Origin of the sequence: Actinopolyspora lacussalsi, from assembly GCA_030803735.1 — a bacterium.
In the GTDB taxonomy this organism is placed as follows: domain Bacteria; phylum Actinomycetota; class Actinomycetes; order Mycobacteriales; family Pseudonocardiaceae; genus Actinopolyspora; species Actinopolyspora lacussalsi.
Genome location: JAURUC010000001.1, coordinates 2,416,681 through 2,429,163 on the forward strand (window position 1 = coordinate 2,416,681; position 12,483 = coordinate 2,429,163).

13 protein-coding genes and 1 pseudogene are annotated in these 12,483 nt (G+C 68.0%); 6 read left to right on the forward strand and 8 right to left on the reverse strand.

Features of this window, described 5'->3' with window-relative positions; translation table 11 throughout:
• The first annotated feature begins 12 nt into the window (after nt 1-12).
• Nucleotides 13-1,152, forward strand: coding sequence for an Mrp/NBP35 family ATP-binding protein (locus J2S53_RS10720; protein ID WP_456240844.1), 1,140 nt, complete (start codon nt 13-15; stop codon nt 1,150-1,152).
• Nucleotides 1,153-1,476: 324 nt separating this feature from the next.
• Here J2S53_RS10720 and J2S53_RS10725 read toward each other — a convergent pair whose 3' ends face one another.
• Nucleotides 1,477-2,022 (reverse strand): O-methyltransferase, encoded by a 546-nt coding sequence (locus J2S53_RS10725; RefSeq protein WP_456240845.1) that lies wholly within the window; start codon nt 2,020-2,022, stop codon nt 1,477-1,479.
• Between the two features lie 560 nt (nt 2,023-2,582).
• Here J2S53_RS10725 and sigE point away from each other — a divergent pair.
• From sigE to J2S53_RS10745, 4 genes are all read left to right on the forward strand, one after another.
• On the forward strand, nt 2,583-3,257 hold the full coding sequence (gene sigE, locus J2S53_RS10730; protein WP_456240846.1) for an RNA polymerase sigma factor SigE: 675 nt from the start codon (nt 2,583-2,585) through the stop codon (nt 3,255-3,257).
• Nucleotides 3,254-3,997 carry a zf-HC2 domain-containing protein gene (locus J2S53_RS10735; protein ID WP_456240847.1) on the forward strand — a complete coding sequence of 248 codons (744 nt, stop codon included), beginning with the start codon at nt 3,254-3,256 and terminating at the stop codon, nt 3,995-3,997. The genes sigE and J2S53_RS10735 overlap by 4 nt, the downstream gene beginning before the upstream one ends.
• A 208-nt stretch (nt 3,998-4,205) precedes the next feature.
• Nucleotides 4,206-5,795, forward strand: coding sequence for a S1C family serine protease (locus J2S53_RS10740; protein ID WP_456240848.1), 1,590 nt, complete (start codon nt 4,206-4,208; stop codon nt 5,793-5,795).
• Nucleotides 5,796-5,885: 90 nt separating this feature from the next.
• Entirely contained in the window at nt 5,886-6,293 is a 408-nt protein-coding gene (locus J2S53_RS10745; RefSeq protein WP_456240849.1) for a sec-independent translocase, read from the forward strand.
• 363 nt (nt 6,294-6,656) lie between these two features.
• On the opposite strand, the gene J2S53_RS10750 is transcribed toward J2S53_RS10745, so the two are convergent.
• Together J2S53_RS10750 and J2S53_RS10755 are read right to left on the reverse strand one after the other, a co-directional pair.
• On the reverse strand, nt 6,657-8,231 hold the full coding sequence (locus J2S53_RS10750) for a leucyl aminopeptidase (protein ID WP_456240850.1): 1,575 nt from the start codon (nt 8,229-8,231) through the stop codon (nt 6,657-6,659).
• A 195-nt stretch (nt 8,232-8,426) separates the two neighbouring features.
• Nucleotides 8,427-8,594 carry a DUF3117 domain-containing protein gene (locus J2S53_RS10755; protein ID WP_019853228.1) on the reverse strand — a complete coding sequence of 56 codons (168 nt, stop codon included), beginning with the start codon at nt 8,592-8,594 and terminating at the stop codon, nt 8,427-8,429.
• A 449-nt stretch (nt 8,595-9,043) separates the two neighbouring features.
• Between J2S53_RS10755 and J2S53_RS10760 the strand changes: the two genes are divergently transcribed.
• Nucleotides 9,044-9,832 (forward strand): enoyl-CoA hydratase-related protein, encoded by a 789-nt coding sequence (locus tag J2S53_RS10760; RefSeq protein WP_092978452.1) that lies wholly within the window; start codon nt 9,044-9,046, stop codon nt 9,830-9,832.
• Nucleotides 9,833-9,917: 85 nt separating this feature from the next.
• Here the strand turns inward: J2S53_RS10760 and J2S53_RS10765 are convergent, their stop codons facing one another.
• The 5 genes and pseudogenes from J2S53_RS10765 to J2S53_RS10785 form a co-directional block, all read right to left on the reverse strand.
• A complete protein-coding gene (locus J2S53_RS10765; protein ID WP_456240851.1) occupies nt 9,918-10,487 on the reverse strand; it encodes a DNA-3-methyladenine glycosylase I in 570 nt (189 codons plus the stop codon).
• Nucleotides 10,484-10,945, reverse strand: coding sequence for an SRPBCC family protein (locus tag J2S53_RS10770; protein ID WP_456240852.1), 462 nt, complete (start codon nt 10,943-10,945; stop codon nt 10,484-10,486). The genes J2S53_RS10765 and J2S53_RS10770 overlap by 4 nt, the downstream gene beginning before the upstream one ends.
• Nucleotides 10,946-11,078: 133 nt before the next feature.
• A pseudogene (locus J2S53_RS10775) lies at nt 11,079-11,408 on the reverse strand (DivIVA domain-containing protein); the annotation flags it as partial.
• A gap of 35 nt (nt 11,409-11,443) precedes the next feature.
• The gene (locus J2S53_RS10780) at nt 11,444-11,779 is read right to left on the reverse strand and encodes a PadR family transcriptional regulator (RefSeq protein ID WP_092922166.1); all 336 of its coding nucleotides are present in this window, start codon (nt 11,777-11,779) and stop codon (nt 11,444-11,446) included.
• A 132-nt stretch (nt 11,780-11,911) separates the two neighbouring features.
• Nucleotides 11,912-12,481, reverse strand: coding sequence for an LOG family protein (locus J2S53_RS10785; RefSeq protein ID WP_456240853.1), 570 nt, complete (start codon nt 12,479-12,481; stop codon nt 11,912-11,914).
• Nucleotides 12,482-12,483: the final 2 nt, after the last annotated feature.

A 12,483-nucleotide genomic window follows, 5' to 3' on the forward strand; every position in this document is an offset into this window, starting at 1 on the left:
TGTCGCGTAACCGTGACCACTACGCAGCCCACTCCCACCGAGGACGCGGTGCGGCAGGCCCTCACCCAGGTGGAGGACCCGGAGATCCACAAGCCGATCACCGATCTCGGCATGGTCAAGGACGTGACCATCGGCTCCGAGGGTGACGTCAAGGTCGGCGTGTACCTGACGGTGCAGGGCTGTCCGATGCGGGAGACCATCACCCAGCGGGTCGACTCAGCCGTTTCCGAGGTCACCGGGGTCAGCTCCGTCGAGGTGGAACTCGACGTGATGAGTGATGAGCAGCGCACCGAGCTGCGCAAGCAGCTGCGCGGTGACTCCGAGGAACCCCGCATTCCCTTCGCCGAACCGGGGTCGCTCACCCGGGTTTACTGCGTCGCCTCCGGCAAGGGCGGCGTCGGCAAGTCCAGCGTGACCGTCAACCTAGCGGCCTCGATGGCCGAGCGCGGCCTGTCCGTCGGTGTCGTCGACGCCGACATCTACGGCCACTCGGTGCCACGAATGCTGGGGACCGAGAGCAAGCCCACCCAGGTCGAGAACATGATCATGCCGCCGCAGGCGCACGGGGTCAAGCTGATCTCGATCGGCATGTTCACCCCGGGAAACACGCCGGTGGTCTGGCGTGGCCCGATGCTGCACCGCGCGTTGCAGCAGTTCCTCTCGGACGTCTTCTGGGGGGATCTGGACGTGCTGCTGCTGGACCTGCCACCGGGTACGGGCGACGTCGCGCTGTCCACCGCCCAGCTGATCCCGAACGCGGAGATCCTGGTGGTCACCACGCCACAGCAGGCCGCGGCCGAGGTGGCCGAGCGCGCGGGCGCCATCGCGATGCAGACCCGACAGCGCATCGCCGGTGTCGTGGAGAACATGTCGTGGATGGAGCTGCCCGACGGCCAGCGCGTGGAGGTCTTCGGCACCGGCGGCGGTCAGATCGTCTCGGACTCGCTGACCCGCTCCGTCGGTTCGGACGTCCCGCTGCTCGGACAGGTACCGCTGGACACCCGACTTCGCGAGGCCGGGGACAGCGGCTTCCCACTGGTGCTGGAGGACCCCGACTCGCCCGCGAGCCAGGTGCTGGCCGACGTCGCCAAGAAGCTGTCGACCAGGGCACGGGGACTGGCGGGGCAGTTGCTCTCCGTCTCCCCCGCTTAGGGAGATCGGGAACCAGCCGGTTGCCTGGGCCGTTGTTTGGCGGAACCTCGCGTGCGGCGGTGCCGACTGCGCAAGTGGTCGGAGCTCGACCTGCGTCGATGGCCCGGCGATTTCGCGAGAAATCGCGGCGCCCGGAGACCGCCGTGGGGAAGCAGCCGTGAGCGAGGCAGCGGGCTCGTCCCCGGTGCGTGAGTCGGATGCATTGCAAGGCCGGGCCGCTCGCCGCGTAGGTCGCTACTCAAGAGCCGGCCCAACGCCGCAAGGCGCCGACTCACGTGCCGGCTACGCAACCACCTGTGCAACCGGCACCCGACCAATCCACCATCAGGTGCGGGCGATGGCCAGCAGCCCGCTGCCGATGGGCAGGGCGACCGGGACCAGCCTGGGATCGGCGTGAATCGCGTTCAGGATGTCGCGGGGCATCTGCGGACCGCCGTCGGGATCGAACACCCTGTCACCAGCGGCGTACCGAAACGCCCCGTTGAGAAGCAACGTCGCACCGGGGCGCAGCAACGGCGTGGCCAGTTCCAACAGCTCCGCCAGGGGCGAGTTCCCGACCACGATGTGCACCAGGTCGTAGGCGTCCTCGGCCAGCCTGGGCAGCACATCGGCCCCCACACCGGTGATCATCCGGAGCTTGTTGCCCGACAGTCCGGCTTCGGCGACCGCCTCGCGGGTCGCCCGCTGCGCCTCGGTGTCGAGTGTGATACACGTCAGGGTGCCTTCCGGGATCATTCCCTCGCACAGGGCGAGCGCCGTGGACGACGAACCGGCGACCTCGACCGCCGCCCTGGCGCGCAACGCCGATGCCAGGAAACGCAACATCGCCTCGGGTGACCCGAACCGTTCCGCCACGACCCCGTCGGTCATCGGCGGCTCCCCGACCAGCTCCACGGGAGCGCGAGCGGAGTTCCGGACGCGGCCGGGCATACCCCCGCCGCGGTCGCGGGGTGGCGGAGGGCCACTACCCATCGGCACGGAGGAGGAAATCTCGGGTTGCACAATTGCACAGGTTATCGTTGTGGGAGTGGCTACTCGGCGAGGTGGGGTACAACGATCGCGTAACCTCTGCCCACCGCCGGGTAACGCTCCGGGAGTCCGCGTACGCACCGCTCCGGCAGCTCCCGCCCCACGAATTTCCGAGTTCGAACCACAACAGAGCGAAACGAGTTCGGAAGGGATCGGTTACGGGCGGAACCCGACCGCGGCCCCGGAGGACCGGACCGACGGGTGAGAACAAGTTCTCAGGAGCTTCTCAGGCTCTTATCACGGTCACCTAATCACCGGGAAGCACACTCGAAGGGTGACAGTCGGCAGGATTTGCGACGCATCGCCGCTACGTCCCCACGAAGCCGCGGTGTCGGGAACAAACCGGCCGAGGCGATCGTTCTACCGGGCGCAACCGCCCGCAGGAGGTGCCTTCTCGCCACATGGCCACCCACACGGCAGCACCGAGCCCGATTCCACCGAACACCGCGGGGACAGCACGTTCCGACAGCGGAACCACGGTCCCCCGGTCGGTGGATTCGGAAGAGCACGGCGAACAACCCGTGGTTTCCCCAGAGGAGACCGCCGCCAACTGGACGCCCCCCTCGTGGGAGGAAGTGGTCCGGGAACACGCCGACCGCGTGTACCGGTTGGCATTCCGGCTCTCCGGCAACAAGCACGACGCGGAGGATCTCACTCAGGAGACCTTCATCCGGGTGTTCCGGTCGCTGGCGTCGTACCGTCCCGGCACTTTCGAGGGATGGCTGCACCGCATCACGACCAACCTCTTCCTGGACATGGCACGCAGGCGCTCCAGGTTGCGCATGGAGGGACTGCCGGAGGACACCGATCGCATCCCGGGACGGGGCCCGAGCCCGGAGCAGGTTTTCCAGGACACCCATCTGGATCCGGACCTGCAGGCTGCCCTGGAGGAGCTCTCTCCGGAGTTCCGTGCGGCGATCGTGCTGTGCGACGTCGAAGGTCTCTCCTACGAGGAGATCGGTGCCACGCTGGGCGTCAAGCTGGGAACCGTACGTAGCCGCATCCACCGCGGGCGGCAGTTGCTGAAGTCGGCCCTGGAGGCTCGCCGTGAGCCAACTCGGGAGGAAACAGCATGACCGGTCTTCGAGGGTGGGGGCTGCCTGAGCAGCATCTGGCGCTGGACGCACTGGTGGCTTTCGTGGACGGCGAGCTCAGTCCGGGGGCGCACGACCGCGCCGCCGCGCACCTGGCCACCTGTCCGAGTTGTGCCACGGAGGCGGACGCACAGCGGCAGGCACGTTCGGCCGTACGAACCGCGTCGACACCTTCGATCTCCCCACAACTACTGCAGTCGTTGCAGTCGATCCCCGCGACCGCCGAGCTACCCGAGCAGCCGGACAACCTGGCGCTGAGCGAGGACGGACAGCTCGTCACGCTCAACCGGCGTCCGGGGAGCTCGAAATCCGCACCATTAGGGACGAGTACCCCGTTGGGAAAAGGTTCCGGCCGAGTCGGATCCGTCTCCGAGGGCGGCTCGCTCCCGACCGACACGGGGACGCAGCAGTCGAGACTCGGCGGACGTCGCGCCAAACAGAGTGCGGGTGTGGTGTTCTCCGGCCTCGTGCTGGGGGCGCTGGCATTCATGAACACCCCGACGGACGGAGCACGTAACCCGGTGAACACGGTGCCCGATCCGATGTCACCGGGCGGAGCCGTCGAGGAAGCGGGCAGCTCGACCACGCCGAGCGAGGACGCCCCGAGTACCGCGGCGGCGGTGCCCACGACCGAGTCGACGACAGCCCCGGCCGCCAGTGTCTCCGTGCGGCCGAACGCGCCGGACAGGAGTTCCGTCCCCGCTCCCGACCCGGCTTCGTAACCGCCACGCACCGAGTTCACGCGCCGAAGCCAACGAGGACTTCACTCCCGCTCGGGCAACATGGCACGTGCGCCGAAGTGTCGAGCGCGGGAGACGGCCGGAGGATTCGCCGAACGGCTATCCCACTCCGGTGAGCGCGATGTCTCCTTCGTGTGATGCACTCAGGGCAGCCGGCCGAGAACCGACACGTGCGTAAAACCGGGGAGCGATGAGCGAGCAGCCGAGGACATCCGCGCATCAGGGGGATCCGGGAGAGCATTCGGGCACGGATGGACCCGCTGCGAACGTCGAGCACGATGAGCCGACGACACACCGGGAGACAGCGCCCCGGTACTCCTCGGCCGGGAACGACTCGGAAGAGCATCCGCCCGAGGCCGTCGTCTTCGGCAGGCCCGAGGGAGTTCGAGGCAGCTTCGACCACCGGGGTACCGACAGCACTCCCCGGGTGAATCACGCGCCACCGACCCCGGAATCACTGGCGCACGCGTTCGGTCGTCCGGCGGGTGCCTCGGAACCATTACAACGCGCACCGTGGGAAACGGGAGCGCGGCAGTCGGGCGAGGACGGCACCGACGAACCGGTCTTCTGGAACGAGCAGGGCGAACAGGATCCCTGGCGCGATCCCACCTCGGGAGCGGTACTCGGTGGCCCCGCGCTGGAGGAGAACCGCTCGGAGTCGGGGACGCCCCCCGGTGAGGGTCCACTGCTCAGTGCGCGGGAAGTGCTGTTCGGACGCAGGGTTCGTCCCCGTTCCCTGCTCACCCTTGGGCTGGTGGTGTTGCTGCTCGGAGCGGCCGGGGGATTCGTGGGGCGTATCACCGCCGAGGAGGGCAATCCGCTCACCAATCCGGACGTGACGCTGGCCAGTGTGGAACCGGGCAACGACCGCCCCGCGGGTTCGGTTTCGGGAGTCGCCTCTCGCGTGGTGCCCGCTGTGGTCTCGGTCGAGGTGAGGATAGGTTCCGAGGGGGGCACCGGTTCGGGTGTCGTGATCGACGGCAACGGCTACGTCGTGACGAACAACCACGTGGTCTCGATGGCCGCGGACACACCGAACGCGAAGATATTCACGGTTTTCTCGGACGGCACCAGGACATCGGCTCGAATCGTCGGACGCGATCCGCAAACCGACCTCGCGGTACTCAAGGTGGAGGTCAGCAATCCGACCGTCGCGCAGCTGGGGTCCTCGGAGGACCTGCGCGTCGGGGACGAGGTGCTGGCCATCGGTTCCCCGCTGGGGCTGGACAACACCGTCACCAGCGGCATCGTCAGCTCGCTCGATCGGCCGATGCGACTCGCCGGTGAGGGCACCGACACCAACGCCGTGATCGACGCCATTCAGACCGACGCGGCCGTGAACCCGGGCAACTCGGGTGGAGCATTGGTGTCGGGGAACGGAGCCGTGGTGGGCATCAACACGGCCATCAGGACGTTGGGCGCGGGCGGCAGCAGCGGATCGATCGGGCTCGGGTTCGCGGTACCGATCGACAAGGTTCGCCAGATAGCCCAACAGCTCATCCGCACCGGTGAGGTAAAGCACGCCGAGCTCGGCGTGAACACCAAGTCGGTCACCGACGGCATCGCCGACGGCGCCCAGGTCCAGAACGTGAAGCAGGGCAGCGCCGCCGAGAAGGCCGGGGTCGTCGAGGGCGACGTGATCACCAAGGTGGACGACCGTGAGATCACCGGAGCCGACGAGTTGCAGGTCGCGGTGGACGAGCACGACGTGGGTGCGGTCGTTCCGGTGACCGTGGTTCGCGATGGCAACGAACTCGTCCTGGACGTCACCCTCCAATAGCGCGCCGAGTTTGGATAGGCTGAGTCCGGACAGCGGTTCCCGCTCACCCCACAGTGCGGGCACCGACGCGACGCCCCGGAAGGAGTCGAGGTGTTCGATAGCATCGGCTGGGGTGAGATCCTGGTTCTCATCGTCGCCGGTCTGTTCATCCTCGGACCCGAACGGCTGCCTTCCGCGGCGGCCTGGCTGGGTAAGACGGTTCGTCAGGTCCGCGAGTACGCCACCGGAGCACGGGATCAACTGCGTTCCGAGCTGGGACCGGAGTTCGACGATCTGCGCAAGCCGTTGGAGGATCTGCGCGGCATCCGCGATTTCGACCCCAAGCGGGCGGTGAACAAGCACCTGTTCGACGACGAGAACCCGCTGGACGGGGTCACCAACGATCGGGGTTCGGGTACGAACGGGCACAAACCGAGATCGGACGCTCCCCCGTCGTTCCGTCGGGAAAAGCCGCTGGATCCGGGCGAACGCCCACCGTTCGACTCCGACGCCACCTGACGGTCGGAACGGCCCACTCCCGGGCAAGCACCGGGAGTAGCGCGGCGTCGATTCGCGGCGTCGATTTCTCGCGAAATCGCCGCGCGGTTGGGTGGGCCGTCGGTGCGTGAGGTGGTGGTTTCCCGGCTCCGTCGATTTCTCGCGAAATCGCCGCGCCGCTACGACGCAACTCGAACTCCCACCACTCCCGCAAGTCGAGCCCCGACCACCCTCGCGGTCAGCACCGCCGCGGGTTCTCCGGTGCGGCTCTCGCGAGGACGGCCCCGACGTTGTGTAGTACCTACCCGATGTCGGGCCTCCCCGCAGCGAGAGCCGTGCCAGAGGTTCCGCCACTTCAACCAGCTACGAAAGCCGAGCCGCGAGCTACTCCTCCAACCCGGCGACGAATTCGACGAGGGTTCGGGCGGCGAACCCGGTGGCCCCCGCGACCACCTCGTCGTAGGGTTTGTCGGCGCGCGCGGGACCGGCGATGTCGAGGTGCGCCCACGGCAACTCGCCGGTGAACTCGCGGAGGAACAGTGCCGCCATCAGCGCACCAGGGCCCTGTGCTGCCTGCTTGACGTCGGCCGTGGTGCCGCGGACGTCGGTGGCGTGGTCCTCGGACAGCGGCATGGGCCACCAGTTCTCACCGGCACGCCGCCCGGCGTCACGCACCCGTTCACCGAGTTTCTCGTCGCTGCTGAACACACCACCGGTTCGCAGCCCGAGCGCGACCTTCATCGCACCGGTCAACGTGGCGACGTCCACGATCAGATCGGGTTCGTGGTTGCGAACGGCGTACCCGAGCGCGTCAGCCATCACCATGCGCCCCTCGGCGTCGGTGTTGGCTACCTCGGTCGTGGTCCCGTCGTAGTGACGCACCACGTCACCGGGGCGGTAGGCGGACCCGGAGACGTGGTTCTCGGCCATCGGGACCAACGCGGTCACCCGGACGGGAAGCTCCAGCCTGGCTATGGCCAGCATGGCGCCGATCACGGCACCGCCACCCGCCATGTCGGTGCGCATCATTTCCATGCCCTCGGCGGGTTTCAACGAGATCCCGCCGGTGTCGAAAGTGATCCCTTTGCCCACCAGCACGACATGGCGGGTCCCGGAATCGTCGTCACCGGAACCCTGCCAGGTGAGTTCGAGGAGCCGCGGCGGCCTGGAAGAGCCACCACCGACCGCGAGCACACCACCGAATCCCTGCCCGGCCAGCCACTTCTCGTCCCGCACCCTCGCGTTGAGTCCGGTTACGGAGCCGGTCATGGCAGCGGCGGTGTCGGCCAGCCACGCCGGGCTCTTGACGTTGGAGGGCGCGTTGGCGAGGTCGCGTGCGACCGAGGTCGCCGAGGCCCACTCCCTGGCGCGTCGGGCGGTCTCGCGCAGCCGCGTGACGTCCTCACCCGGCTGAGCCACCAGCAGAACCTTGCGCACGCGGGGCGGTGTCGGACGCGCACTCACCCTGAAGTGGTACTCCCCCAGTGCCACGCCCAGTGTGAGGGCGCTGACGAGCTCCGAGGTGGCCCCGGAGGGCAGCCGGAACTGCACGTACTCCACGTCCAGTGCCTCACCCAGATCGCGGGGATCGGCTCCCTCACCATCGGAGTCACCGATACGGGCACGAATCGCCCTGGCCAGTTCACCACCAGCGGTGCGCCAGCGGAACGGCTCACCGTCACCGATGCCCACGGCCCAGCCGAGTCGCCCCTCGGAAAGCGGAACCGCGCGGACTTCACCCGCCTTGCCACTGACGTCCAGTGCTCGCAGAGTCGCGGTGTCGACACCGAGGTTCTCGGCGGCGGTTTCCAGATCCGGTTCGCCGTCGATGTCGGCCACCGGTACCGCGGCCGGGATTCCCTCACCCCATCGTTCGACGACGTCGACCTCGACCAAAGCGGTCGGAATCACGGGAAGAACGGCTTCCGGGTTCGAAGCCGCGGGAGCGGAACCGGGCACTGCGGCACCTTCCTGACCTGTTTGTTCGGTTGGTTCGTGCTGTCGTGGGACCAAAACGATCACTCGATCGAGACAATAACCGGGCCTCGTCCCGGCCCGTACCGGCGCGCCGGAAAGTGACCCCGGCACCCACCGGCGCCGGGATCGCTCGCATGGCGGGGCGAGCGGACGCTCGCCGGTCACCTCACGGCGGCCTCAACCGGTGACCGAGTTTAGAGCCTCGCTCAGATTCGTGGCCTCCTCCATCGTCATTTCGACGACAAGACGCCCACCACCCTCGAGCGGGATGCGCATCACGACTCCGCGTCCCTCCTTGGTCACCTCGAGGGGACCGTCACCGGTCCGGGGCTTCATGGCCGCCATAGCGTGCTCCCTCCGTGAACTCATCCCACCGACTGGTCACCGGACCAGCCTTTGTCCTACATTCTCCCCCATCCGGACGCACCCGCGAAACCGAACCGATCAACTTCCGTCCGTGCTGCGCTGCTCGAACGATGCGCCCAGGCTGCGAACTCCATCATCCTGTCCCGCCGATCGGCGAGTCGAAGACCTTTCGGGCGCGTCGCCGTTCCGGTCGGCCACATCCACGACGGGTGGGCACCACAGCGGACATCCCACCACAACCACGAATCACCGCCCGTGTTCCCGCGGTGCACACTGCCGAGGTGACGGGGGCGGACGGGTACGCACGGCTACTCACCGAGTGAAACCAGGTCTACTGTGGAGCAAGAGGCGAACGACTCCACCGTGGTGAGTATCACAACGAACCGGGGACGGGCCACCGTCCACGCCGATGACTAGGGAGATGTGGCGTGACCGAGGTACTGCTGACCGAAAACATCGATGGTGTGCGCCGAATCACACTCAATCGGCCCGACTCGTACAACTCGCTCACCGTGGAGCTCAAGGAACGGTTGATCGAAGCCTTCCGAGCGGCGGCGGCCGACGACTCGGTCCGGGCAGTGGTGATCACTGGAGCGGGCAAGGCGTTCTGCGCCGGTCAGGACCTCAAGGAGCACATCAGTCAGCTGGACTCCGGCGACAGCACACCGATGCACACGGTGGAGGAGCACTACAACCCGTTGATCCGTGCGATAACCACGTTGCCCAAACCGGTGATCGCGGCGGTCAACGGTGTCGCGGCCGGAGCGGGCGCCTCGATCGCGTACGCCTGCGACCTTCGCATCGCGGCGGAGAACGCCAAGTTCGTGATGTCGTTCGCCGACGTGGGGCTCTCCACCGACTCGGGGGCCTCCTGGACCCTCCCCCGGCTCATCGGCTACGGACGCGCGATGGAACTGCTGCTGTTGGGAGAGGCCGTGACCGCCGAAGCGGCGGAGCGGATGGGCATGGTCAACCGCGTGGTGCCCCGCGACGAGGCGGTGGACAACGCCACGGAACTGGCGGGACGCATGGCCACCGGCCCCACCAGCGCCTATGCCAGGATCAAGGAAACGATGCTGGCGGCGGCCGCCGAGGGGCTGGACGAGGCCCTCGCCGTGGAGGCGGGGGCGCAGAACCAGTGCGGCGGCACCAGGGATCACCGGGAGGCCGTGGACGCCTTCGTGGCGAAACGCTCCCCGGAGTTCACCGGTCAGTGAGCGACCCGGCGTCGCCCCGGGTTCGCGCGACAACGCCCACGCGGCTGCCTGGCTCCCGACGCACGCGCCGAGAGCCACGTGGTGCTCACCGGGCGAGCCAGCACCCGGCGACGTGATCGTCGATCATTCCTGTGGCCTGCATCAACGCGTAGCAGGTGACGGGGCCGAGAAACCGAAAGCCACGGCCGCGCAGTCGAGTGGCCATCGCGGCGGACTCCGGGGTGCTGGCAGGCACCTCCGCCGTGGTGGCCGGGCGTGTCCTCGTCGCCGGGTCAGGTGCGAAGGACCAGAGCAGCTCGTCCAACGGTCGATCCAGTTCGAGCACGGCACGGGCATTGCCGATGGCGGCGTCGATCTTGGCCCGGTTCCGCACGATCCCACGGTCGGAGAGCAGTCGCTGCCGGTCTCGTTCGTCGAACTCGGCGACCCGCCGGGGATCGAACTCCGCGAAGGCCGCCCGAAAGGCCGGGCGTTTCCGCAGAATGGTCAACCAGGAAAGCCCGGACTGGAAGGACTCCAGACAAAGTCGCTCGAACAACGCGTGCTGCCCGTGCACGGGCTTGCCCCACTCGGTGTCGTGGTATTCCCGGTAGTCCGGCGGGTCCGCACCCCACGAACAACGCGGTTTGCCGTCCTCGCCGACGATCGCACTCACCGTTTTCCCCGCTCGCTCTCGTAGTTCCGGCAGAACGCGACGAAGGAACGCAGCGAACGGCGCAGGCCCCACTCGACGGCAGGTGCGGCCAGCGGCCAGCCGACCGCGAACACCGTGGGAAGCTCGAAGCGTTCCCACCAGCGGAACCGGCTACCACCCGCAGCGTCGGGCTCCACCACGAAACCACCGGTGCCCCGCACCAGCGCCCCGGTGTGCCGCACGGAGCACTTCTCGGGTGGTTGCCAGACCTCGATCCGCATCGTGTCGAGCACCCCCAGTGAACCGACCCCGGTGAAGGCCGCCAGTTCCGAACCGGGGCGGTCCCCACCGCCTCCCGCGATCCACACCCGGGTTCCCAACATCCACTCGCCCTGCCTGGACCAGTCGGTCACCGCCGCCCAGACCACCTCGGGAGCGTGGGGAACCGATATCGTGGACCACAGTTCACGTTCGATCATGGTTGTTACCTTCCCGGCCTGCCGAGTCCTCTCCCCCGTGCGGCTGGTCCTCACCGCCGTCGGACCAACCCTCTTCCGAGTGTGGCCGGTCCGCTTCCGCGTGTGGCCGTTCGGACACTTCGCCGTGTGACCGTTCGGACACTTCGCCGCGCGTCGCGCGGCTCTCGACCTCGCGAAGTGACTGTTCGAGCAACGCGACGCGCTGCCGCGTGTCGTCGAGCTCGTCGGCCAACCGATCCAACGCCCAGTCGACCTCGGAGGCCTTGTAGCCGCGGAAGACCTGTTGGAAACGCAGCGACCGGACATCGTCCCCGGTCACCGGCGGGGGCGGCAACCGGGTCGGGGTGGCCCCCGGCGGCAACGGTTCCAGTTCCTCACCGCGTCCGAACACGAGCACGGCCAGCAGATAGACCACCGCCGCCACCGCGAGCACGATCACGACGTAGATGAGTGCACTTGCCACAGCACAGATCGTGGCACGTGACTTCCCGCGCGGCGCTATCGGACCGATGCGGCGGGCGGCCCGAGCACACCGTCGATGGCCGCCGTGAACTCGCGCCAGGCACGCCGTTCGTCGTTGAGCGTTCGCATCCCGGAAGGGGTCAGGCTGTACGTCCGCCGCTGCCTGCCACCGACGGTACTCCACTCGCTGCGCACGTAACCCGCTCGTTCGAGTCGCCGCAGCGCCGGGTACACGGTCCCGGTCGGCAACGACACGGCGCCACCACTGCGCTGTTGCAGTGCCTCGATGATCGCGTAGCCGTGCAGCCGTTTGCCGTCCAGTGTGGCCAGCAGCAGTCCGTCCAAATGACCGCGGAGCGCATCAGCTTTCACAGGTAGCCACTCTACGTTCCCGGATGGACACTGTCACCGAATTTCCCGCAAGAGACTTAGGTCCCGTCGACACCCTTGGGGAGATGAGTTGCGTCACAGCGAACTCTCGAATCCCGATCGGGGCTCCGGGAGTCAGCCCGAACAGGCCCGTAACGCCGAGTCCACGTCCTCGACCACTGTCAGCGCGTCCAGCGACTCCCGCGAGGCGAAGCCGGACTCCGCGAGTTCACGGGTCCAATCCAGCAGGCCGCGGTAGTGCCCGTCCGGATCCAGCAGCACCACGGGTTTGGTGTGCATGCCGATGTAGCGCGATGTCCACACCTCGAACAGCTCCTCGCAGGTACCGATACCGCCCGGCAGCGCGAGAAAGGCCGTGGCGTGCGCGTCCATGAGCCCCTTGCGTTCCCGCATCGTGTCGACCACCAGCAGCTCGTCCGCCTCGGTGTCGGCCACTTCGCGGTCGACCAGCTCACGGGGGATGACGCCGACGGTACGGGCTCCGCCCGAGCGGGCGGCCCGGGCGACTTCGCCCATCATGGACACCCGCCCGCCGCCGGAAACCAGCCTCCAGCCACGTTCGGCGATCCCGGCACCCACCTCTCCCGCGAGGCGTACGTAGCGGTCCGGGACGGGACGCGAGGCGCAGTAGACGCACACGGTGACCTGCCCGGCCGCCCCCTGTCCCTCGACGTGCTGTGTCATGC

Excerpts from the sequence above, each read along its gene's own strand:
- J2S53_RS10770 (WP_456240852.1), bottom strand. The coding sequence starts at position 10,945 with ATGATCGAACGTGAACTGTGGTCCACGATATCGGTTCCCCACGCTCCC.
- J2S53_RS10735 (WP_456240847.1), top strand. The coding sequence starts at position 3,254 with ATGACCGGTCTTCGAGGGTGGGGGCTGCCTGAGCAGCATCTGGCGCTG.
- J2S53_RS10785 (WP_456240853.1), bottom strand. The coding sequence starts at position 12,481 with ATGACACAGCACGTCGAGGGACAGGGGGCGGCCGGGCAGGTCACCGTG.
- J2S53_RS10725 (WP_456240845.1), bottom strand. The coding sequence starts at position 2,022 with ATGACCGACGGGGTCGTGGCGGAACGGTTCGGGTCACCCGAGGCGATG.
- J2S53_RS10740 (WP_456240848.1), top strand. The coding sequence starts at position 4,206 with ATGAGCGAGCAGCCGAGGACATCCGCGCATCAGGGGGATCCGGGAGAG.
- J2S53_RS10755 (WP_019853228.1), bottom strand. The coding sequence starts at position 8,594 with ATGGCGGCCATGAAGCCCCGGACCGGTGACGGTCCCCTCGAGGTGACC.
- sigE (WP_456240846.1), top strand. The coding sequence starts at position 2,583 with ATGGCCACCCACACGGCAGCACCGAGCCCGATTCCACCGAACACCGCG.